Raw genomic sequence first — 21,369 nt, 5'->3', positions numbered from 1 at the left:
GCTCCGACGACGACTCACCGGCCGCCGGGATCGACGGGGCGGACCTCGAGCCGCCGGTCGCCGTCGAGCACGCAGGTCCCGACCGCCGCGACCCCGCGCCACGACTGTCGGCGTTCGAGGTGCACGACGAGGTCGACGGCGCTGACGACCTGTCGCGCGAGCACCTGCGGCCCGAGGCCGGCGAGCGCGCCGAGCGCCTCGAGCCGCGCCCCCACGTCGGCGAGTCCGTTGGCGTGCAGGGTGCCGGCTCCGCCGTCGTGTCCGGTGTTCAGGGCTCCGAGGAGCTCGCGGACCTCGGCACCGCGGCACTCCCCCACGACCAACCGGTCCGGGCGCATCCGCAGGGCCTCGCGCACGAGCCGGTCGAGTCCGATCGCTCCCGTCCCCTCGGCGGACGCCTGCCGCGCCTCGAGCCCGACCACGTGCGGGTGCTCGATCCGGAGCTCCGCGGTGTCCTCGACCGTGACGATCCGCTCGTCGTGGGGCACCGCGCCGAGCATCGCTGCGAGCACGGTCGTCTTCCCGCTGCCGGTCGCACCCGTGACGAGCACGTTGCGCCGTCCGGCGACCGCGTCCTCGAGGACGGCGCGTCGAACAGCGCGGAACGTCCCGAGCCGCTCGAGCTCGGCGAGCGTCGGGCGTTCGGGTCGTGGCAGCCGGATGGACAACGCGGTCCCGCCCACCGACACCGGCGCGAGGACGACGTGCACGCGCACGCCGTCGCCGTGCCGCACGTCCGCGCACGGTGTCGTCTCGTCGACGTGCCGCCCGCCGAGGGCGACGAGCTCCGCGGCGAGCGCGCGGGCCCGCCGCTCCGGGAGCTCGGGACGAGCGGGTTCGAGCCCTCGTCCGCGGTCGATCCACGTGCCGTGTCCGCCGACGACGAGCACGTCCGTCGTCGTCGCGTCGGACACGAGGGCCGCGAGTTCCTCGAACACCGACGGATCGAGGTTCCTCCGTCGTCGAGCCCGCTCGGCTCCCGGCAGGAACGGCACAGCACCGGGCCCTCCGGAGCCGGCCCTCGGAGCGGCGTGGTGGTCGGCCCGGGCGGTGTCGGCTCGGTGGCGGTGCATGCGACGACGCTAGGTCGGCGGACTGCGCACAGCGCAGGGATCGGTATGTCCTGTGGAGACCGTCGGCTCGACACCCCAGGAGCACCGTGTTGTACCCCGTCACGCAAAGCCGTACCCCGTTCGGTGTCCGGTCTCCGGCCGCGGGGCGACGAGGGAACGACGCGGACGGCCGACCGAGCTGACGCGCACAGCCGGAGCCGTCCCTCGGTCGGCCCTGCACCGACGACGTGGACAGCTCTGTCCACTCTTCGGCACCAGCACGCGGATCGACACCTGCAGCCTCGGGTCGCTGCACGACAGGCGTCGGACAAAAAGAAGAGGCGGCACCTGTTGGGGGGAACTGGTGCCGCCTTGGCATCGGTGGATTGGGGGGAATCCGGCCCGGTGCCACCGGAAACGAGTCCGGCAGGAACCACTGTACCCCATGACAGCCCATGCTCGGCAACTCGGTGGCCGGAATGTCCGCTCGGCCCCGCAGGGTGGTCCCGCACCGGGGGTAGTCTCCGACTGCACCCCAGCCGCACCGATGCGAGAGGACACCGATGTCCACACCGACCCAGGCCGACGAACGTCACGAGGACGGCCCGACCTTCGCTCCCACGGCGGACTTCGTCGCCGACGCAGTCGCGCGGGAGGACCTCCACGAGGCCGCCGCCGCCGACCGCGAGGCGTTCTGGGCGGACCAGGCCCGGACACTGCTCGACTGGCGCACGCCGTTCACCCGCACGCTGGACTGGTCCGGCGCGCCGTTCGCGAAGTGGTTCGACGACGGCACGCTCAACGTCGCCGAGAACTGCCTCGACCGGCACGTCCGCGCGGGCAACGGCGACCGCGTGGCCATCCACTTCGAGGGCGCCCCCGGCGACACACGCCGCATCACCTACGCCGAGCTCACCGCCGACGTGCAGCGCGCCGCCAACATGCTCACCGACCTCGGCGTCGTGCAGGGCGACCGCGTCGTCGTCTACATGCCCCTCATCCCCGAGGCCGTCGTCACCATGCTCGCGGTCGCCCGGATCGGCGCCGTACACTCGGTCGTCTTCGGCGGGTTCAGTGCCGAGAGCCTCCGCGCCCGCATCGAGGACGCCGGCGCGAAGCTCGTCGTCACCGCGGACGGCGGCTGGCGACGCGGCGCGGTCTCGCCGCTCAAGCCCGCGGTCGACGAGGCCCTGACCGGCGAGGGCACGGACACCGTCGAGCACGTCCTCGTCGTCAAGCGCGGCGGCAACGAGATCGCCTGGACCGACCGCGACCTGTGGTGGCACGACGAACTGGCGAAGGCCGCCCCCGAGCACGAGGCACAGGCGTTCCCGGCCGAGACGCCCCTGTTCATCCTCTACACCTCGGGCACGACCGGGAAGCCGAAGGGCATCGTGCACACCTCGGGCGGCTACCTGACGCAGGCCGCCTACACGCACCGGAACGTCTTCGACATGCACCCGGAGAAGGACGTCTACTGGTGCACCGCCGACATCGGCTGGATCACGGGGCACTCCTACGTCGTCTACGGCCCGCTCGCGAACGGCGTCACGCAGGTGCTGTACGAGGGCACGCCCGACGAGCCGAAGCCCGGCCGCTGGTGGGACATCGTCGACAGCTACGGCGTCACCGTCCTCTACACCGCCCCGACCGCGGTCCGCGCGGCGATGAAGGCCGGCAGGCAGATCCCCGAGGCACGGAGTCTCGAGACGCTCCGCCTGCTCGGCAGCGTCGGCGAACCCATCAACCCCGAGGCGTGGCAGTGGTACCGGCAGGTCATCGGACACGACCGCACGCCGATCGTCGACACCTGGTGGCAGACCGAGACCGGCGCGATCATGATCTCGGCACTGCCCGGTGTCACGAAGTTGAAGCCCGGCGCCGCGCAGACCCCGCTGCCGGGCATCGTCGCCGAGATCGTCGACGAGGAGGGGCACCGCGCCGACCCCGGCGAGAGCGGCTACCTCACGATCACCGAGCCGTGGCCCTCGATGGCCCGCGGCATCTGGAACGACCCCGACCGCTTCGTCGAGACCTACTGGTCGCGCTTCCCCGGCCGCTACTTAGCCGGTGACGGCGCACGGCTCGACGGGCAGGGCGACATCTGGGTGCAGGGTCGCGTCGATGACGTGATGAACGTCTCCGGCCACCGGCTCTCCACCGCGGAGATCGAGTCCGCCCTCGTCGGGCACGAGGGCGTCGCGGAGGCCGCCGTCGTCGGCGCCGCCGACGAGACGACCGGTCAGGCGGTCGTCGCGTTCGTCATCCTGACCGCCGAGGCGGCCGAGGGCGTCGACCGCGAGGCCGTCTCGAAGGAGCTCCGCGACTGGGTCGGCACGCGCATCGGCGCGATCGCGAAGCCGCGGCAGGTCGTCGTGGTGCCGGAACTGCCGAAGACGCGCTCGGGCAAGATCATGCGCCGCCTGCTCCGCGACGCGGCCGAGGGCCGCCGCATCGGCGACACGACCACGCTGGCCGACCCGACGATCATGGCGACCATCGCGGAACTGATGTAGACCACGGAACGTGCGTGGGGCCTCCCGTCCGACCCGGACTGGAGGCCCCACCTGCGTTGCGCACGAGACTGACGGTCCGTCAGTCGGTCAGCTCCACGACCAGCTCGACCTCGACCGGTGCGTCCAGCGGGAGCACGGCCACGCCCACCGCGCTGCGCGCGTGGACGCCGGCGTCCCCGAAGACCTCGCCGACCAAGGTGGAAGCGCCGTTGGCGACCCCGGGCTGGCCCGTGAAGGACGGTTCCGACGCGACGAACACGGTGACCTTGACGACCCGGGCGACGCGGTCGAGCGAGCCGGCGACCGACTCGACGGCCGCAAGCGCGTTGAGCGCGGCCACGCGGGCTTGCGCGGTGGCGGTCTCGGCGTCGACCGACGCCCCGACCTTGCCGGTGACGGGCAGTGCGCCGTCGACGAACGGCAGCTGGCCGGCCGTGTGGACGTACTGGCCGGAGACGACCGCGGGGACGTAGGCGGCGACCGGTGCGGCGACCGGCGGGAGCGTCAGCCCCAGATCGGCGAGGCGGTCCGCGACGCTCACGCGTCGGCCTTCGGGCGCTTCAGGTAGGCGACGAGTCCGCCCTCGGGACCGGTGACGACCTGGACCAGCTCCCAGCCCTCGTCGCCGTGGGCGTTGAGGATGGCAGCGGTGTTGTGGATCATCAACGGCGTGGTGAAGTACTCCCAGCGAGTCATGCGGTTCCTTGCCAGCCTTTCAGTCGTGGGCGTCGTTTAGGCTGCATCCTATGTCTGCCCAGAAGTCTGCCTCGCGGACCAAGCCCGTCTCCGCGATCGGCGCCTTCGTCGGTTTCGTCGGGTTCAGCGCGCTCGCCGGTCTGCTGGTGACGATCGGGGTCACCCCGGCGATCGCCGTCGCCGGTGTCACCACGACCTCGACCATCGGCGTGTTCGAGTCCCTGCCGGAGTACATCGAGATCGGTGACCTCCCGCAGCGCAACGAGATCTACGCCTACAGCAACGGGCAGCCGGTCCAGCTCGCGACGGTCTACGACCAGAACCGCGAGGAGCTCCAGTACGACCAGATCAGCGACCAGCTGAAGAACGCCGCGATCGACGGCGAGGACAAGCGCTTCTGGGACCACGGTGGCGTCGACATGACGTCGCTCGTGCGCGCCGGCGTCGGCAGCATCGCCGGCGGGCTCGGCGAGTCGGGCGGTGGCTCGACCCTGACGATGCAGCTCGTCCGCAACATCAAGATGCAGCAGGCCCTCGAGCTCCCGACCGAGGAAGAGCGCCAGAAGGCGTACAACGACGCCGTCGAGCAGACCATCCCCCGCAAGCTCGAGGAGATGAAGCTCGCCATCGGCCTGGCGAAGAAGTACTCGCACAAGGAGATCCTGACCGGGTACCTCAACATCGCCTACTTCGGCGACCAGACCTACGGTGTACAGGCCGCCGCGCAGCACTACTTCAACAAGTCGGCCACCGACCTCACCCCGGCCGAGGCCGCCTCGATCCTGGCGATCGTGCAGTCGCCGAACACGCGCAACCTGGCGAAGCCGGAGAACTACGAGGCCAACAAGGCCCGCCGCGACGTCATCCTCAAGTCGATGTACGCGCAGAAGCACCTGACCAAGGAGGAGTTCGACCAGGCGATCGCGTCGAACCCCGCCGACTACGTGCACCTGACCGAGCCGAGCCAGGGCTGCAAGTCGGCTGCCGGCAACGGCGCGCAGTTCTTCTGCGACTACGCGGTGAAGGTCGTCAAGCAGATGTCGCAGCTCGGCGGCACGCAGAAGGAGCGCGACCAGGCCTGGCGCAACGGCGGGTACAAGATCCAGACCACGCTGGACATCGACCTGACCGCGCAGCAGAAGACCCTGCTGAACACCTTCGACCCGAACACCGAGTCGCGCCTGCAGCTCGGCAGTGCGCTCAACTCCGTCGAGGCATCGACCGGACGAATCCTGACGATGGCGCAGAACAAGGACTACGACCAGTCCCTGCAGTCGCCCCCGACCGCGACGTCCATCAACTACAGCGTCGACAAGGAGTACGGCGGCTCCATCGGCTTCCAGGTCGGGTCGACGTACAAGGTCTTCACGCTGCTCGACTGGCTGAAGGCCGGACACGGCCTGAACGAGAGCGTCAACGGCACCCCGCACAACACGTCGCGGTGGACCCAGTGCGGCTCCACCATCACCTCGCCGTGGGCCCCGAAGAACGACTCTGCGGGCGAGAAGGGCCAGTTCACCGTGGCCCGTGCGACCGCGCTCTCCGTGAACGCGGCGTTCGCCTCGATGGCCGCGAAGCTCGACCTGTGCGACATCCGGCAGACGGCCCAGGACCTCGGTGTGCACTCCGCCGACGAGAAGACGGAGCTGAACGCCTACCCGTCGTCGATCCTCGGGACGAACAACATCGCGCCGCTCACGATGGCGTCCGCCTACGCGACCATCGCGAACGGCGGCATCTACTGCGCCCCGATCGCGATCGACCAGGTCACCGACGCCTCCGGCAAGCAGCTCGGCGGGCAGCCGAAGCAGTGCAAGCAGGTGCTCGACCCGAGCGTCGCCGCGACCGCCGCCTTCGCGATGCGCGGGACGATCCAGTCCGGCACCGCCGTGGGCGCGCAGACCCCGGACGGCACGCAGCTGTTCGCCAAGACGGGCACCACGGACGACGCGGACCAGATCTGGCTCGTTGGTGCGAGCTCGAAGGTCGCGACCGCCTACTGGCAGGGCAACACCGACGGTGCGAAGACCAACCTGCGGCACTACAACAGCGGCGCGGGCTACGGCTCCTACGCGTCGCAGCGTGCCCACGTGTGGCAGCAGGCGATGATCCCGATCAACAACCTGCACCCGGCCGACCCGTTCCCGACGCCGTCCCAGACCGCCCTGCGCGGGAACAGCGTCGCCGTGCCCGACGTGAGCGGGAAGACCGCTGACGACGCCCGCGCCACGCTCGCCGGTGCCGGCTTCACCTACGTCGACGGCGGCGCGCAGGCCGGCGGCGGGACTCCCGGGACGGTCTCGTCGACGTCACCGGCAGCGGGGTCGCTCCTGTCGACGGGGTCGAGCGTGACGGTCTTCACGACCGACGGCAGCCAGACGACGGTCCCGCAGATCACCGGGAAGAGCGTCGGTGACGCCAAGAACGCCCTGCAGGGGGCCGGCATCACGACGGTCGCGCTGTCCGGGCAGTACGCGAAGGGCGACGGCGGCAACCAGTGCACGGTCGCCGCTGTCGACCCGGGTGAGGGCACCGCGATCGGCAAGGACGCGACGGTGACGGTGCAGCTCTTCGGCGACAAGGACGGCAACGCACCGAAGGACTGCAGGTGAGTCGCGGTCGCGCCGCGCTGGGAGTGATCGCAGCGGGCGCGGCCGTCGGAGCGGCGACGGCGGCGTGGGGTTCCCTCGTCGAGCGTCACCGCTTCGGCATCCGCTGGGAGACCGTCCCGGTACTGCCGGAGGGCTCGCGGGACGTGACGGTCCTGCACCTCTCTGACATCCACATGGCACCGTGGCAGGCCGACAAGCAGCAGTGGCTCCGTGACCTCAGCCTGGTCGAGCCGGACTTCGTGGTGAACACGGGAGACAACCTCGGGCACCCGACGGCCAACGCCGCGGTCGAGTACGCGCTCGAGCCGTTCCGCGGTGTCCCGGGGGCCTTCGCGCACGGGTCGAACGACTTCTACGGACCCTCGCCGCGCAACCCCTTCCGGTACTTCACCGGCCCGAGCAGTCACCACACCGGGCGCCGTCCGGTCGAGCTCGACATCGACCGGCAGACCGCGTTCTTCGAGTCACTCGGGTGGCTCGACGTCAACGACCAGGCGCACGCGATCGAGCTCCGCGGATCCCGGTTCGAGCTGTTCGGCACGTCGGACGCGCACCGCGACTGGGACCGCCTCGACCTGCTGCCCACAAACGTCGACGAGATGCGCAGCGCCGTGCCGTGGACCGAGGACGAGGACGGCCCTTCCCCCGTGGCGATCGGCATCACGCACGCGCCGTACCGTCGCGTCCTCGATGCCTTCGTCGACCAGGGTGCCGACATCGTCTTCGCCGGGCACACCCACGGTGGGCAGGTGCAGGTGCCGGGCGTCGGCGCGCTCGTCACGAACTCGGACCTCCCCCGGCAGTACGTCAGCGGACTGCACAAGTGGCAGCACCGTGGGCACTGGTCGTGGCTCGAGGTGTCAGCGGGGATCGGGACGTCGATCTACGCACCGGTGCGCTTCTCGTGCCGCCCCGAGGCGGTCGTCGTGACCCTGACCGCGCGGACGGCCTGAGCGGACCGTCGCCGCGACGCGCCCGGGTGTTCCCCGAATGGTCGTGAGCACCCTCGAACGTCCGGTAGACTTTCCTGGTCGCTCCGGTTCGGAGCAACCACACCGCGGGGTGTGGCGCAGCTTGGTAGCGCGCCTCGTTCGGGACGAGGAGGTCGCAGGTTCAAATCCTGTCACCCCGACACTGTGTTGAGACAGTAGAACAGCAGGGCCCTGATCCGCTCGGATCGGGGCCCTGCTGCTTTCGCCGGACGAGCACGCACGCAGGGCAGGCACCACCAGGCGGGCTGCGGGCCCTGTGCCACAGGACACATCGCCGAGCGATCGGGCGCAGCCGTGCGACCTCCCCCGCTACGCTCGCAACCGTCATGACGATCCCCGCCCCGCTCGCCGCCGTCCTCGCGGACATCGGCGCCCGTTTCCCGGAACTCGCCGACGACCCGGTCCTCGCGCAGAGCCTCCTCGACAACGTGACGTCGATGATCGCCGACGCACACGAGCGGTACGCGTCCGGAGACGGAGCCGGGAGCGTCGTGAGCGACCGCTACCTCGACCCGGCGCACCTCGCGACCGGCGCCCTGCACGCCGAGCACGCGCAGCACCCCGCGGGCGCCATGCTGGCGGCCGAGATGCTCTTCGACGCCTACCTGCCGGTGTTCGTCGACGAGGTCGGTGCGCGATCCGCCAACGAGGTCCTCCGCGCCACGCGGGCGCTGCACGCCGGCGTCTGGAGCCGGTTCCCGGCCGGCGCGATCGCGTACACGGAGGCGCTCCGCCAGCGGGTGACCTCGACGAACCTGGACTCGCGCGAGCAGATCGCACGCGACCTGCACGACCGCGTCGCGCACGGCGTCCTCGCCGGGCTGCAGCGCCTCGATCTCGTGCTGCTGACCGACCCCGATGACGCGGAGCGCACCGCGCAGCTCGAGTCCGCAGGGCGGCTGCTCCGGGGTGCGCTGACCGACGTGCAGGACCTCGCCCTGTCACTGCACGCCCGGGTCGGTGCGGACCGGCTCGACGATGCCCTCCGGCGGCACGTGGACGACCTGTTCCCCGGGGACGACCGCCTCGTGATCACGACCACGGGCGTCGCCGGTGCGCTGCCGAACTGGAAGGCCGAGGAGGCGCTGACCATCCTGCTCGAAGCGCTCACCAACCGTCGGAAGCACGCTCCGGGCTCCACGGCGACGGTCGAGTTCGCCTGGTCACCGGCGACGGTCGTCGCGACGGTGCGGGACGACGGGCCCGGGTTCACGCCGGGCGCGGTCCCCGAGGGCCGCCTCGGCCAGCGCACGATGCGAGAACGTGCGGGGGTGCTCGGTGCCCGCCTCGACGTCGAGAGCACCCCGGGCTCGGGCACCACCGTCCGCCTGACCGTCCCGAGGGGGGCCCTGTGACCGCCGTCACCCACGTCGCACTCGTCGACGACCACCGACTCTTCCGCGAGGGGCTCGCGACGATCCTGTCCGCCGTGCCCACGATCCGCGTGGTCGCCCACGGGGAACGGCCGTCCGACGTGCTCGACTCCCCCGAGTCCGCGGCAATCGACGTGCTCCTGCTCGACGTCGAGCTCGACGGCCCACCGGCGCGCACGACCATCGCCACCGTTCGTCGCACCCACCCGCACATCAGCATCGTCGTGCTGACGATGCACCGCGACGCCGTCCTGCGTCGCGCCCTGCTCGACGCCGGCGCTGTGGACTTCGTGACGAAGGACACGCCGAGCCGTGAGCTCGTCGAACGGATCGTCCGGGCGACACGGGCAGGGGCGTCACCGGTGACCTTCCCGGTCGACCTCGTCACCGACGCGCGTGCCGGGTCCCCGCTCAGCGACCGCGAGGTCGAGGTGCTCGGACTCGTGGCCGCTGCTCGCTCGAACGCCGAGATCGCCGCGGAGCTCGGACTCGCCGTCGGGACGGTGAAGCGGCACGTGTACAACGTCTACCGGAAGCTCGACGTCGGCACACGCGTCGGTGCGATCACCGCCGCGAAGCGCCTCGGCCTGCTCCCCTGACGGCGACGGGCGCGGGCAGCCGGACGCCGACGGTCCGTGGCGAGGCGGCCCGGCTAGACCGTGGCTCCCGCGGGCACGAGGAGCCCCTCGGCCTGCAGCGACGCCACCACGTCGAGCGCCTGGTGCCGGTAGCGCGCCTGTGCGGCCCCCGGTGCGACGATGACGCCGTCCGCGCCGGTCGACGCGACGAGCTCGTTGATCTTCGCCGCGACCTGGTCCCGCGAACCGTAGGCCTGCCGCTCCGTGCGCGCGGCGATGAACCGGCGCTCGAGGTCGGAGAACTCGTACGCACGGGCCTCCTCCATCGACACCGGCTCGGGCTTCGCGCCCTGTCGCATCCGGATGAACGAGATCATCCCGGGAGCACTCTGCTCCTCCACGACCGCCGGGTCCTCGTCGGTGACGACCTGCACGCCGATCAGCGCGTTCGGGGTCTGCCGGAAGCGGGACGGACGGAACGAGTCGCGGTAGAGCGCGAGTGCCGCCTCGGTGTTGTCCGACGCGAAGTGGTGCGCGAAGGCGAACGAGACCCCGAGTGCACCGGCGACCTGCGCGCTGTAGCCCGAGGAGCCGAGCAGCCAGAACTCGGGCACGTCGCCGTAGCCCGGCACGGCGCGGATGCGTGACAGCGGGTTCGACGCGTCCATGCCGGTGAAGAAGCCGATGAGGTCCGCGAGCTGCTGCGGGAAGTCGTCGACGTCGAGCCGGTCGGTGCGACGCAGGGCCATCGCGGTCGCGCCGTCGGTCCCGGGGGCCCGTCCGATGCCGAGGTCGACGCGGTCGCCGTAGAGCGCCCGCAGCGTGCCGAACTGCTCGGCGATCACGAGCGGCGCGTGGTTCGGCAGCATCACGCCGCCGGAACCGATCCGGATCCGCGACGTCGCGGCCCCCACCGCGCTGAGCAGGACGGCGGGCGCGGACGAGGTGATGCCCGGCATGCCGTGGTGCTCCGCCACCCAGACGCGCTCGTACCCGAGCTGCTCGGCGTGCACGGCCATGTCGATCGAGCCCTGCAGGGCCTCGGTGTTCGACTGGCCGTACTCGCGGGTGGCCAGGTCGAGGACGGACAGGTGCACGGTGGCGTCGCTCATGCGGACGTCAACCGTCGCCGGCGTGCGCGCATTCCGCACCACGGGACGGACGGGAGGCGCGTGGCGGCGCTGCGCCGCGCCTCCCGTCCGTCGGCGGGTCACCTGACGGACGTGGGCCGGGTCAGTGCGCGAGCTCGCCGTCGAGCCGTCCGCCGGACTCGCTGAGGTAGCAGTTCGCGCACAGCGACTCGTACGTGACGTCGACGCCGTCGATCGCGACCTGCGACCCGTCGAAGACGAAGTGACCGTCGACCTTCCGGGCGTTGAAGACGGCCTTGCGACCGCAGCGGCAGATGGTCTTGAGCTCCTCGAGCGAGTGCGCGACCTCGAGCAGCCGGGCGCTGCCGGGGAACGCCTCGGTGCGGAAGTCGGTGCGGATGCCGTAGGCGAGCACGGGGACCTCGTCGAGCACGGCGACGCGGAGCAGGTCGTCGACCTGTCGCGGGGTGAGGAACTGCGCCTCGTCGACGAGCACGCAGCTCACCGGGCGCACCATGCCGTCGAGCCGGTCCGACTCGGGGTCGCTCGCACCGGCCTCGGCGACCGCCGCACGGACGTCGTCGTGCGGGGCGAGGACGACGTCGACCGTCCGGGTGACACCGAGACGGGAGACGATCTCGCGGTCGCCCTTGGTGTCGACCGACGGCTTCGCCAGCAGGACGCGCTGCCCGCGCTCCTCGTAGTTGAACGCCGCCTGCAGCAGCCCGGTGCTCTTGCCGCTGTTCATCGCGCCGTACCGGAAGTAGAGCTTCGCCACTACGCGAGGAACCCGTCCTCGGCGGCGCGGCGGATGAGGTCCGACTTCTTCGACGCGGGACGTCCCACCTTGCTGTACTTCTCGCGCACGCGACGCAGGTACGTCTTGGCGGTCTCGTACTGCACGTTCATCTGCGCGGCGACCTCGTTGGTCGAGTAGCCGGACACGTACAGGCGGAGTGCCTCTTCCTCACCCGCGCTGAGCTTCGGCCGCTGGTGCGCGCTCGCGCCGGTCGGCAGCGGCCGCCAGTCGCGCTGCGGCGGGGTCTCGCGGGAGACCCCCATGACCTCGCGCGCGACGTCCATGACCTCGCGCATCGGCAGCGACTTCGACAGGAACGCGGCCGCGCCGGCTGCGAGCGCGCGGTCGCGCGACTCACGGCTGTCGACGCTCGACAGCACGATGACCTTCGCGCCGGCGGCCCGGCAGGTGCGGACGCGCGCCTCGATCGACACCGGCTCCTTGAGCTGGAAGTCGAGGAACACGAGGTCCGTCGGGAAGTTCTCGCTGTGCACCATCTCGAGCCACGTGTGCGCGGTCAGGGCGAGATCGAAGTCGAAGGCGTTCACGGCGATCCAGCTCGACAGGCTGTCGAGCAGCACCTCGTGGTCGTCGAGGATCGCCAGCCGCACGCGTCGGGTTCCGGGCTGCGGGAGCGCGGGCACGCCCTCCGTGGTCCGGTTCGGGTCAGTGCTGGTCATAGGAGAACCTTAGTGCGAGGGACGATGGGCGGACGGCGACGTCGAGGTCGGGGAAGGTCACGCGGAGGACCGCGAAGTACGGGTCGAACGTCCGGTGGATGCCGACGTCGGAGTCGTCGACCGCGAGCTCCAGGCGGACCTCGACCCGCTCGGGAGGGGACCCCGGTTCCTCCGCACGGCGCACGACGGCGCGGAAGCGTGCCGGGTCGACGGTCGCTGCGCCGAGTGCCGCGCGGAGGAAGGTGCGGACCACCGTGCGCTGGTCGGTGTCGAGCGTCGCGACGAGGCCGTCCGGGTCGTCGACCGACTCCACCGACCCACCGTCGACGGTCACCGCGTACTCGAACCAGGTCCGGTCGGCGTCGGCGACCATGGCGCGCCGGATGCCGTCCGCGATGGCACGGGCGCGTGCACGGTCGGCGTCGGTGATCACCTCGCTGGTCCGGAGCTCGGTGAGGAACGGGGCGACGTCACGGCTGAGGACGACGGACCGGTCCTGCTGCACGCTCGCCGCGATGCCGTCCCGCTCGGCGCGCGCGACGGAGTACGAGCCGGCACGGATCTGCACGCGCTCCGCCAGTCCACCGAACGTCCAGGCGAAGACGACCGATGCGCCGGTGAGGACCAGGGTGGGCGCCGCTGCGAGGAAGGCCGCGACGGCCGTGGGCACCTGGTGGGGGAACTCGGCGGCGGCGATCCCCCAGGCCGCGGCGTCGACCGCGGCGAGGACGATCCCGCCGACCGCCAGGTCGCGCCACGGTCGGTAGGGCGCGACCATGACGATGCCGGTCGCGGTGAGCACGGACATGAAGTCGTTCATCGCGTTGCGGTCCGGCCCCCACTGCGCGGCGACGCTGGCGATCGTCGCGGCTCCGAGCAGCACGACGTGGAGCACGTAGGCCCAGCGCGGGAAGGGAGCACGGAACGGCGAGGAGGCCGTGACGACGACCGCCGCGGACGCCGCCAGCAGCAGCACCGTGAGCGCACTGAGGGTCGGGCTCCCGACCACATCGCGGTCGAACACCGAGACGAGGAGTGCCCACAGGATGCCGGCGGCACCGAGCAGCACCGCGAGCGGACGGGACCCCATGGCGCCGAGCGGGTCCCACTGCTGCGCCGTCCGGGCACTCCGGACCGCCGCGCGCACCGCGTCGACGCGGCTCACCGGGTGGTCCCCCGATCGGACTCGCCGGTCACGGCGTAGGAGGCGGCGCCGCTGGTCCGGAGGCCGCCGGACCGCATGCCACCGGTGCCCGCTCCGTCGGCACGAGCGGTGTCCTCGCGCGTGTAGGGGACGGTCATCATCACGCTGGTGCCGGAGCCCGGCGACGACCAGACCTGCACGTCACCGCCGACACGACCGATGCGTTCGCGGACCGAGCCGCGCAGCCCCATCCGGTCGTTCCCGGTCTCCTGCTCGTCGAACCCGCGGCCGTCGTCGACCACCATGACGGTGCACGACGCACCGTCGTCGAAGACGCTGACCTCGGCGGCATCGGTGCCGGCGTGCTTCCGGACGTTCGCCAGGCACTGTCCCACGGCACGCAGCAGGGCGGTCGTCGCGGACGGGTCGAGCCGCACCAGGGCACCGGGGTCCCCGGTCACCGTGACCGTGAGGCCCTGGGCACGGTACTCGTCGACCATCGCGGTGAACGCGGTACCGGCAGCAGCCGGGTCCGGCTCGTCGGACCGCTCGGCCGGAGCCAGCCACTGCTTGCCGGTGAGCATCGCGACGTCGGCCTCGACGGTCCGCGCCAGCTGGGGGTCCATCGGTCCGTCGGGTGCCAGGGCGATGGCCCCGAGGTGGTTCAGGACGGTGTCGTGCAGGATCGCCGCGGCCTCGGCCTCGACACCGGCGCGGTAGGCGGACACGTGCTCCTCGCGCGCGGAGCGGAGCAGCTCGGGCTGGACACGCTCGGACCGCGCGGTGTTCCGACTGGTGAAGAGCACGAGGGCGACCACGAACCCCAGCGTGATCCAGGCGAGCACGAGCGGCCGGGGCGGCCCGCCGGACTGCAGCACGGCGATCCCCGTCGCGAGCCGGCCGACCAGGAACCCGCCGATCGACCAGACGACGACGCGGCTCGCGACCGCGCCGGCGCCGCCCACGAGCACGAGCGGGATCACCGCGAGCGACAGCAGGTAGCTCGTCACCCATCCCGCAGGGACCTCGCGTTGCACGATCGTCGTGAACCACCACGTGCACACCCCACCGGTGAGCAGGAACGCCACGGCCGAGCGCCAGGTGGCGAACTGCACGTGCACGCCGATCATCGCCAGCATCGGCAGGAGTGCGAGCACGGCCCCGGCGACCCGCACGTCGGGCTCGGCCAGACGGTACAGCAGCAGCGTGACGGCGGCGGCGACGACGGAACCGATCGCCGCAGCGTGGAACGCGCGCACGGTCGACCACGCGTTCACTCGCGGAGCGAGGTGCGTGGGGATGCCGAGCACGGGTCGAAGGTCCTTCCGGGAGTCGTCCGGTCGCCGTACCACGCGGCCGGTCAGGGCCGAGCGTGTACCCCGAAACGAGCACGATCCGGCGACCCGATCGATGCTACCGCCGATCACCGACACAGGGTGTCCCCCGAACGCGGAAGGTGGACGCTCGTCAGAACAGGGTCGGCCCGGTCCCGCTGCCGACCGCTGCCACCGCGGCGCCACGTCGGTCGAAGCCGGGGTCCGCGCGCTTGAGCGGTGACGAGGTCGGGCGGGACTGCTCGTCGAGTGACACCGGGACGCGGTACCCGTTCGTGATGCGAGCGCCGGTCACCCCGGACGGCCCGCCGGACGCTGCGGCCGAGACCGTGCTGTCCGGCACGAGGTGCGCCTGTTCACTGAAGCCCATCGACCCGGTCGTGGGGTCGACCCGGCCGAGCCCGAGACCGTGCGCGGCGAGGATCGGGCGCACCCGGTCCGCGAGCCAGCGCCGGTAGTCGGCGGGCGCGTACGTGTTGTCGAGGTACATCGACCGGTAGCGGGCGACGAGGTCGGGGCGCGTCCGCTGCAGCCACGCGGCCCACCACGGCTTGACGCCCGGGCGCAGGTGCAGCGCGGAGTACATGACGCTGGAGGCGCCCGCGTCGGCCGCCCGACCGATCGCCTGGTCGAGGTGCGCGCGGGTGTCCGTGATGAACGGGAGCACCGGCATGAGGAAGACCGAGCACTCGAGCCCGGCGTCACGGATCGCCCGCACGGTCGCGAGTCGGGCGGCGGTCGTCGGGGTCCCCGGCTCGACCTGCTGCTGCAGCTCGTCGTCGTACACCGCGATGGACATCGCCAGGTCGACCGGCACGCTCCGTGCCGCCTCGACCAGCAGGGGCAGGTCCCGCCGCAGCAGCGTGCCCTTCGTCAGGATGCTGAAGGGCGTCCCCGACTCGGCCAGCGCACGGATCACGCCGGGCATCAGGCGGTAGCGCCCCTCGGCCCGCTGGTACGGGTCGGTGTTCGTGCCGAGCGCGACGGGGTGACGGTCCCACGTCGGCTTCCGGAGCTCACGGCGCAGGACGTCGGCCACGTTCGTCTTGACGACGATCTGATGGTCGAAGTCCGCGCCCCCGTCGAACTCGAGGTAGGTGTGGGTGGGCCGGGCGAAGCAGTAGACGCACGCGTGGCTGCACCCGCGGTAGGGGTTGATGGTCCACCCGTAGGTCCCGCTCCCGTCGGCCGCCGGCACCCGGTTCAGGGCACTCTTCGCCAGGACCTCGTGGAAGGTCACGCCGGCGAACTCCGGCATGGTGACGCTGCGCACCAGCCCGCTGTTCGACTCGAGCCCGGGGAGTGCTCCGTCGTGCTCCGCCCCGATCGCCTGCCCGCTCCACCGCATGCCCTCATTCGAACACACGTTCGAACGACCTGCAAGTCCCCGGGCGGCCCAGGACGTCAGTGGTGCAGGCCGAGGACCTTCGCGGTGTGCTCGAGCGTCTCGTCGGCGAGCTGCGGATCGGCCCCGAGGTCCTTGCCGTACGTGGGCACCATGGTCCTGACCATCGGGGCCCAGGCGTCCCATCGGTCCGGGAAGCACCGCTGCAGCATCGACAGCATGATCGGCACCGCGGTGGACGCGCCCGGGCTCGCGCCGAGCAGCCCGGCGATCGAACCGTCCGCCGAGGTGATCACCTCGGTCCCGAACTGCAGCACGCCGCCCTTCTCCCGGTCCGGCTTGATGACCTGCACGCGCTGCCCCGCCGTGATGCGGTGCCAGTTGCCGGGCTCGGCCGTCGGCATGAAGTCCCGGAGCGCGTCGAACTTCGTCTGCTTCGACGCGAGGAGCTGCCCCACCAGGTACCGGACCAGGTCGAAGTTCGAGAACGCCACGCTGAGCATCGGACGGAGGTTGTGCGGACGGATCGAGCGGAAGAGGTCGAGCAGGGAACCCTGCTTGAGGAACTTCGGACTGAAGCCCGCGTAGGGACCGAACATCAGCGACGCCTTGCCGTCGACGATGCGGGTGTCGAGGTGCGGCACGGACATCGGCGGCGCACCGACGCTCGCCTTGCCGTACACCTTCGCGGAGTGCTTCTGCACGACCTCCGGGTCGTCGGTGCGCAGGAACTCGCCCGACACCGGGAAGCCGCCGTACCCGCGGATCTCCGGGATGCCCGACTTCTGCAGCAGGTGCAGGGCGCCGCCACCCGCGCCGACGAAGACGAACTTCGCAGCGATGCGCTGCGTCGACCGGCCGATCTCGTTGCGGACGTCGAGCGCCCATCCCTCGGAGGTCTTCGAGCGGGTGATCTTCCTCACCTGGTGCGACGGCTCGAACTCCACGCCCTCGATCTCGAGCCCGTCGAAGAGCTGCTGCGTGAGCGAACCGAAGTCCACGTCCGACCCGGCCGCCGAGTACGTCGCGGCGATCGGCTGGTCCTTCTTGCGGCCGGGGATGAGCGCCGGAGCCCACTTCCGGATCTGCGCCGGGTCGTCGGAGTACTCGATGCCGGCGAAGAGCGGGTGACCCTTGAGCGCCTCGTAGCGCTTGCGCATGTACTCGACGTTGTCCGCGCCCCAGACGAAGGAGATGTGCGGCGTCGGGTTGATGAAGTTCGAGGGTTGCGGCAGCGCGCCCGTCTCGACCAGGTGCGCCCAGAACTGCCGCGAGACCTGGAACTGCTCGTTCACGGTGACAGCCTTGGCGATGTCGACGTGACCGTCGGGCATCTCCGGCGTGTAGTTCAGCTCGCACAGCGCGGAGTGCCCGGTCCCGGCGTTGTTCCACGGGTTCGAGGACTCCTGCGCGACGGAGCCGAGCCGCTCGTACACGCGGATCTTCCACGTGGGTTCGAGGCGGTGGATGATGGCGCCGAGCGTGGCGCTCATGATCCCTCCCCCGACCAGGACGACGTCGATCGGATCCACCTGCTTCACTGCCACGTACCGATCCTACAAGCGCGCGCTGACAGGGTGGGCATCAACGGACGGGAGGCCCGTGGCGGTGTCGCCACGGGCCTCCCGTCCGTCAGGTGTCGTGTCGTCGACGATGGTCGCTACGCCGCGACCGCGCGGCGCTCGAGGATCGTCTCGGCGATCTGCACCGCGTTGAGCGCGGCACCCTTGCGCAGGTTGTCGTTGCTGACGAAGAGCACCAGACCGTGGCCATCGGGTGCGGACTGGTCGGCACGGATGCGGCCGACGAAGGACGGGTCCTGGCCGGCTGCCTGCAGCGGCGTGGGGACGTCCGCGAGTTCGACGCCCGGGGCGGTGGCCAGGATCTCGGTCGCCCGCTCGGGCGACAGCGGCTGCGCGAACTCGGCGTGCACCGAGATGGAGTGGCCGGTGAACACCGGGACGCGGACGCACGTGCCCGCGACGAGCAGGTCCGGCAGTTCGAGGATCTTGCGGCTCTCGTTGCGGAGCTTCTTCTCCTCGTCGGTCTCGCCCTGGCCGTCCTCGACGATGCTGCCCGCGAGGGGGACGACGTCGAACGCGATCGGGCGCACGTACTTCACGGGCTCCGGGAAGGTGACCGCGGAACCGTCGTGCGTGAGCGCCGCGGTGTCCTGCTCGAGTGCGGCACGCGCCTGGCCGAGGAGCTCCTCGACACCGGCGAGGCCCGACCCGGACACGGCCTGGTACGTGGTCGCCACGAGGCGGCGGAGCCCTGCCTCGGTGTCGAGCACCTTGAGCACCGGCATGATCGCCATCGTCGTGCAGTTCGGGTTCGCGATGATGCCCTTCGGCGCCTCGTCGATCGCGTGCGGGTTGACCTCGCTCACGACCAGCGGCACCTCCGGGTCCATCCGCCAGGCGCTGGAGTTGTCGACGACCACCGCACCGGCGGCGGCGAACCTCGGCGCGAGGGCGCGCGACGCGGTGGCACCGGCCGAGAACAGCGCGATGTCGATGCCCGAGGGATCGGCGGTCTCGGAGTCCTCGACGACGATCTCCTCGCCGCGGAACCGCAGCGTCGTGCCGGCGGACCGGGCGCTCGCGAAGAACCGGACGTGGTCGGCCGGGAACGCACGCTCCTCGAGGAGGCGACGCATCACGGCGCCGACCTGGCCGGTGGCGCCGACGACGGCGACGGTGGTGCTCATGTGGTGCTCCTGCTCGTGGATCGTCCGGGTGGCGCGCTCAGCGCCCGGTACCGGCGTAGACGACGGCTTCCTGGTCGGCGTCCAGCCCGAACGCCTGGTGCACGACGCGCATGGCCTCGTTCAGGGTGTCGGCCCGCGTCACGACCGAGATGCGGATCTCCGAGGTGGAGATCATCTCGATGTTGATGGACGCCTCGTGCAGGGCGCGGAAGAGCGCCGCGGAGACGCCGGCGTTGGTGCGCATGCCGGCACCGACGAGCGCGAGCTTGCCGATCTGGTCGTCGTACTGGATGCCCTCGTACCCGATGTCGGCCTTCGCCACCTCGAGCGCGGTCAGGACGCCCTGGCCCTGGTCCTTCGGCAGCGTGAACGAGATGTCCGTGCGCCCGGTGACCGCCTCGGACACGTTCTGCACGATCATGTCGATGTTGGCGCCGGCGCGGGCCACGATCGTGAAGATCTCAGCTGCCTTGCCGGGGGTGTCGGGCACGCCGACGACGGTGATCTTGCCCTCGGAGAGGTCTCCGGCGATGCCGGTGATGATCGGTTCTTCCACGGTTTCCCCCTCTACAGGGTTGTAGACGATGGTGCCCTCGGCGTTGCTGAACGAGGACCGGACGTGCAGGGTGACGCCGTGCCGACGGGCGTACTCGACGGCGCGGATGTACAGGACCTTGGCGCCGGACGCGGCGAGTTCGAGCATCTCCTCGCTGGTGATCCGGTCGACCTTCTTCGCCTTCGGCACGACGCGGGGGTCCGCGGTGAAGATGCCGTCGACGTCGGTGTAGATCTCGCAGACGTCCGCGTCGAGCGCCGCCGCGAGGGCGACGGCCGTGGTGTCCGACCCGCCGCGACCGAGCGTGGTGATCTCGCCCGTCGTGCGGTTGAACCCCTGGAAGCCGGCGACGATCGCGACGTGCCCGGCGTCGAGCGCCTCGCGCACGCGCTTCGGTGTCACATCGACGATCCGGGCCTTGCCGTGCTGCGCGTCCGTGAGCATGCCCGCCTGGCTGCCCGTGTAGGACGAGGCCTCGACCCCGAGGCTCTTGATCGCCATCGCGAGCAGCGCCATCGAGATGCGCTCCCCCGCGGTCAGCAGCATGTCGAGCTCACGACCTGCGGGGATCGGCGTCACGGAGTGCGCGAGGTCGACGAGCTCGTCGGTGGTGTCGCCCATCGCGGAGACGGCCACGACGACGTCGTTGCCCGCCTTCTTCGTCTGGACGATCCGCTTCGCCACGCGCTTGATGCTCTCGGCGTCCGCGACGGACGATCCACCGAACTTCTGCACGATCAGGGCCACTGGCTGGTACTCCCGGGGACGACGGTTCCGCGACGGTCGCGCGGTCTGACAATCGTAGAGGGTGTTCCGCGGATGTTGCGTGCGAGGCGGCCTCGACGCAACGATCCTGCGCGGGCGACCGTCAGCCGCCGACCAGGCGACGGCCCTCGAAGGCGCGGCCGAGCGTGACCTCGTCCGCGTACTCCAGGTCGCCGCCGACGGGCAGGCCGGACGCCAGGCGCGTGGTGCGGATGCCCATCGGGACGAGCAGTCGGCTCAGGTAGGTCGCCGTCGCCTCGCCCTCGAGGTTCGGGTCGGTGGCGATGATCACCTCGTCCACGGTGCCGTCGGCCAGTCGCGTCATGAGCTGCTGGATGCGCAGGTCGTCCGGGCCGACACCGTCGATCGGACTGATCGCACCGCCGAGCACGTGGTAGAGCCCGCGGAACTCACGGGTGCGCTCGATCGCCGCGACGTCCTTCGCCTCCTCCACCACGCAGATGACGGTCGGCGATCGGCGCGGGTCCCGGCAGATGCTGCACCGGACGTGCTCGGTGACGTTGCCGCAGACCTCGCAGAAGCGGACCTTCTCCTTGACCTCGGCGAGGAGCTCGGAGAGCCTGGCCGGGTCGAACGACTCGGTCTGCAGGATGTGGAACGCGATGCGCTGGGCTGACTTCGGGCCGATGCCCGGCAGGCGACCGAACTCGTCGATCAGGTCCTGGACGATGCCGTCGTACATCAGGCGCCTTCCTCGTGCAGGGCGGTCTCCTCGATGAACTGCGCGCCGAGGATCTCACGGACGACCGCCTCACCGTAGCGACCGGCGACCGGTGTCCGTCGGACCTGGGGCGGGGCAGACCGCTGCGGTGCCTGGCGCTGCTGCACCGCACTGGTCTGCTGCACGCCGGTCTGGTGCGCCGCGGCCTGCTGGTGTTGCTGCGCCTCCGCGGCGCCGGACGGCTGCGGCGCCTGCCCGGGTTCGGGCCGGACCGACCGGCCGCCCGAGGAGGGCCCCGGATCGGGGAACGGCGCTCCGTCGTCGTACGGTTCGTCGTCGAGCGGGTAGTCGTCGACCGGCAGGTCGTCACGAGCCGACGGCGTCGGGGACTGCTCCGGTGTCGTCGACTGCTCCGGTGCCGTCGTCCCCGCGGGTGCCGTGTCC

At 71.2% G+C, this 21,369-nt stretch carries 18 protein-coding genes, 1 tRNA gene and 1 pseudogene; 6 read left to right on the top strand and 14 right to left on the bottom strand.

Translation table 11 applies throughout. From position 1 onward, the window contains the following. Positions 1 to 14 precede the first annotated feature (14 nt). Positions 15 to 1,073, bottom strand: coding sequence for a CpaF family protein (locus D8M35_RS09660; protein WP_126891668.1), 1,059 nt, complete (start codon positions 1,071 to 1,073; stop codon positions 15 to 17). A gap of 542 nt (positions 1,074 to 1,615) precedes the next feature. On the opposite strand from D8M35_RS09660, the gene acs reads away from it, so the two are divergent. Continuing rightward, positions 1,616 to 3,568: an acetate--CoA ligase gene (acs, locus tag D8M35_RS09655; RefSeq protein ID WP_126891667.1), complete on the top strand. Its 1,953-nt coding sequence runs from the start codon at positions 1,616 to 1,618 to the stop codon at positions 3,566 to 3,568. Between the two features lie 79 nt (positions 3,569 to 3,647). Here the strand turns inward: acs and D8M35_RS09650 are convergent, their stop codons facing one another. Then, on the bottom strand, positions 3,648 to 4,109 hold the full coding sequence (locus D8M35_RS09650) for a RidA family protein (protein WP_126891666.1): 462 nt from the start codon (positions 4,107 to 4,109) through the stop codon (positions 3,648 to 3,650). Then, positions 4,106 to 4,264 (bottom strand): DUF4177 domain-containing protein, encoded by a 159-nt coding sequence (locus D8M35_RS09645; RefSeq protein ID WP_111227112.1) that lies wholly within the window; start codon positions 4,262 to 4,264, stop codon positions 4,106 to 4,108. Before D8M35_RS09645 ends, D8M35_RS09650 begins: the two co-directional genes overlap by 4 nt. A 50-nt stretch (positions 4,265 to 4,314) precedes the next feature. Here D8M35_RS09645 and D8M35_RS09640 point away from each other — a divergent pair, with 50 nt between their 5' ends. The 5 genes from D8M35_RS09640 to D8M35_RS09620 all read left to right on the top strand — a co-directional run bounded on the left by D8M35_RS09640 (position 4,315) and on the right by D8M35_RS09620 (position 9,840). Then, positions 4,315 to 6,876 carry a transglycosylase domain-containing protein gene (locus D8M35_RS09640; RefSeq protein WP_126891665.1) on the top strand — a complete coding sequence of 854 codons (2,562 nt, stop codon included), beginning with the start codon at positions 4,315 to 4,317 and terminating at the stop codon, positions 6,874 to 6,876. After that, complete coding sequence (locus D8M35_RS09635) at positions 6,873 to 7,829, top strand: metallophosphoesterase (RefSeq protein WP_126891664.1); 957 nt, start codon at positions 6,873 to 6,875, stop codon at positions 7,827 to 7,829. Before D8M35_RS09640 ends, D8M35_RS09635 begins: the two co-directional genes overlap by 4 nt. 105 nt (positions 7,830 to 7,934) lie before the next feature. Next, positions 7,935 to 8,008: transfer RNA gene (locus D8M35_RS09630), tRNA-Pro, on the top strand. 186 nt (positions 8,009 to 8,194) lie between these two features. Further along, positions 8,195 to 9,223: a sensor histidine kinase gene (locus tag D8M35_RS09625; RefSeq protein WP_126891663.1), complete on the top strand. Its 1,029-nt coding sequence runs from the start codon at positions 8,195 to 8,197 to the stop codon at positions 9,221 to 9,223. Next, entirely contained in the window at positions 9,220 to 9,840 is a 621-nt protein-coding gene (locus D8M35_RS09620) for a response regulator transcription factor (protein ID WP_126891662.1), read from the top strand. The genes D8M35_RS09625 and D8M35_RS09620 overlap by 4 nt, the downstream gene beginning before the upstream one ends. Before the next feature lie 53 nt (positions 9,841 to 9,893). Here the strand turns inward: D8M35_RS09620 and D8M35_RS09615 are convergent, their stop codons facing one another. The 11 genes and pseudogenes from D8M35_RS09615 to D8M35_RS16590 all read right to left on the bottom strand — a co-directional run. Beyond that, positions 9,894 to 10,931: an LLM class flavin-dependent oxidoreductase gene (locus D8M35_RS09615; protein WP_126891661.1), complete on the bottom strand. Its 1,038-nt coding sequence runs from the start codon at positions 10,929 to 10,931 to the stop codon at positions 9,894 to 9,896. A 121-nt stretch (positions 10,932 to 11,052) separates the two neighbouring features. Then, complete coding sequence (locus D8M35_RS09610; protein WP_126891660.1) at positions 11,053 to 11,688, bottom strand: thymidine kinase; 636 nt, start codon at positions 11,686 to 11,688, stop codon at positions 11,053 to 11,055. After that, entirely contained in the window at positions 11,688 to 12,389 is a 702-nt protein-coding gene (locus tag D8M35_RS09605) for a response regulator transcription factor (protein ID WP_238638176.1), read from the bottom strand. The genes D8M35_RS09610 and D8M35_RS09605 overlap by 1 nt, the downstream gene beginning before the upstream one ends. Further along, on the bottom strand, positions 12,376 to 13,554 hold the full coding sequence (locus D8M35_RS09600) for a hypothetical protein (protein WP_126891659.1): 1,179 nt from the start codon (positions 13,552 to 13,554) through the stop codon (positions 12,376 to 12,378). Before D8M35_RS09600 ends, D8M35_RS09605 begins: the two co-directional genes overlap by 14 nt. Then, on the bottom strand, positions 13,551 to 14,843 hold the full coding sequence (locus tag D8M35_RS09595) for a sensor histidine kinase (RefSeq protein ID WP_126891658.1): 1,293 nt from the start codon (positions 14,841 to 14,843) through the stop codon (positions 13,551 to 13,553). The genes D8M35_RS09600 and D8M35_RS09595 overlap by 4 nt, the downstream gene beginning before the upstream one ends. Before the next feature lie 157 nt (positions 14,844 to 15,000). Continuing rightward, a complete protein-coding gene (locus tag D8M35_RS09590; RefSeq protein ID WP_126891657.1) occupies positions 15,001 to 16,215 on the bottom strand; it encodes an Rv2578c family radical SAM protein in 1,215 nt (404 codons plus the stop codon). A gap of 56 nt (positions 16,216 to 16,271) precedes the next feature. Next, complete coding sequence (locus D8M35_RS09585) at positions 16,272 to 17,759, bottom strand: malate:quinone oxidoreductase (protein WP_126891656.1); 1,488 nt, start codon at positions 17,757 to 17,759, stop codon at positions 16,272 to 16,274. A 113-nt stretch (positions 17,760 to 17,872) separates the two neighbouring features. Then, positions 17,873 to 18,922: an aspartate-semialdehyde dehydrogenase gene (locus D8M35_RS09580; RefSeq protein ID WP_126891655.1), complete on the bottom strand. Its 1,050-nt coding sequence runs from the start codon at positions 18,920 to 18,922 to the stop codon at positions 17,873 to 17,875. A gap of 37 nt (positions 18,923 to 18,959) precedes the next feature. Then, complete coding sequence (locus D8M35_RS09575) at positions 18,960 to 20,225, bottom strand: aspartate kinase (RefSeq protein WP_126891654.1); 1,266 nt, start codon at positions 20,223 to 20,225, stop codon at positions 18,960 to 18,962. A gap of 121 nt (positions 20,226 to 20,346) precedes the next feature. Next, a complete protein-coding gene (gene recR / locus D8M35_RS09570) occupies positions 20,347 to 20,946 on the bottom strand; it encodes a recombination mediator RecR (RefSeq protein ID WP_126891653.1) in 600 nt (199 codons plus the stop codon). Further along, positions 20,946 to 21,369: pseudogene (locus D8M35_RS16590) on the bottom strand (hypothetical protein); the annotation flags it as partial. The gene recR and the pseudogene D8M35_RS16590, both read right to left, overlap by 1 nt.

The sequence above is a fragment of the Curtobacterium sp. HSID17257 genome (assembly GCF_003989515.1).
GTDB lineage: Bacteria > Actinomycetota > Actinomycetes > Actinomycetales > Microbacteriaceae > Curtobacterium.
The sequence above is the reverse complement of the archived record's forward strand: the minus strand, read 5'-3'. Positions and strand labels throughout refer to the sequence as shown.

Bases quoted from the DNA above. Each gene is read 5' to 3' on its own strand.
- D8M35_RS09660 (WP_126891668.1), bottom strand. From the start codon at position 1,073: ATGCACCGCCACCGAGCCGACACCGCCCGGGCCGACCACCACGCCGCT.
- acs (WP_126891667.1), top strand. From the start codon at position 1,616: ATGTCCACACCGACCCAGGCCGACGAACGTCACGAGGACGGCCCGACC.
- D8M35_RS09645 (WP_111227112.1), bottom strand. From the start codon at position 4,264: ATGACTCGCTGGGAGTACTTCACCACGCCGTTGATGATCCACAACACC.
- D8M35_RS09640 (WP_126891665.1), top strand. From the start codon at position 4,315: ATGTCTGCCCAGAAGTCTGCCTCGCGGACCAAGCCCGTCTCCGCGATC.
- D8M35_RS09625 (WP_126891663.1), top strand. From the start codon at position 8,195: ATGACGATCCCCGCCCCGCTCGCCGCCGTCCTCGCGGACATCGGCGCC.
- D8M35_RS09615 (WP_126891661.1), bottom strand. From the start codon at position 10,931: ATGAGCGACGCCACCGTGCACCTGTCCGTCCTCGACCTGGCCACCCGC.
- D8M35_RS09605 (WP_238638176.1), bottom strand. From the start codon at position 12,389: ATGACCAGCACTGACCCGAACCGGACCACGGAGGGCGTGCCCGCGCTC.
- D8M35_RS09590 (WP_126891657.1), bottom strand. From the start codon at position 16,215: ATGCGGTGGAGCGGGCAGGCGATCGGGGCGGAGCACGACGGAGCACTC.
- D8M35_RS09580 (WP_126891655.1), bottom strand. From the start codon at position 18,922: ATGAGCACCACCGTCGCCGTCGTCGGCGCCACCGGCCAGGTCGGCGCC.
- recR (WP_126891653.1), bottom strand. From the start codon at position 20,946: ATGTACGACGGCATCGTCCAGGACCTGATCGACGAGTTCGGTCGCCTG.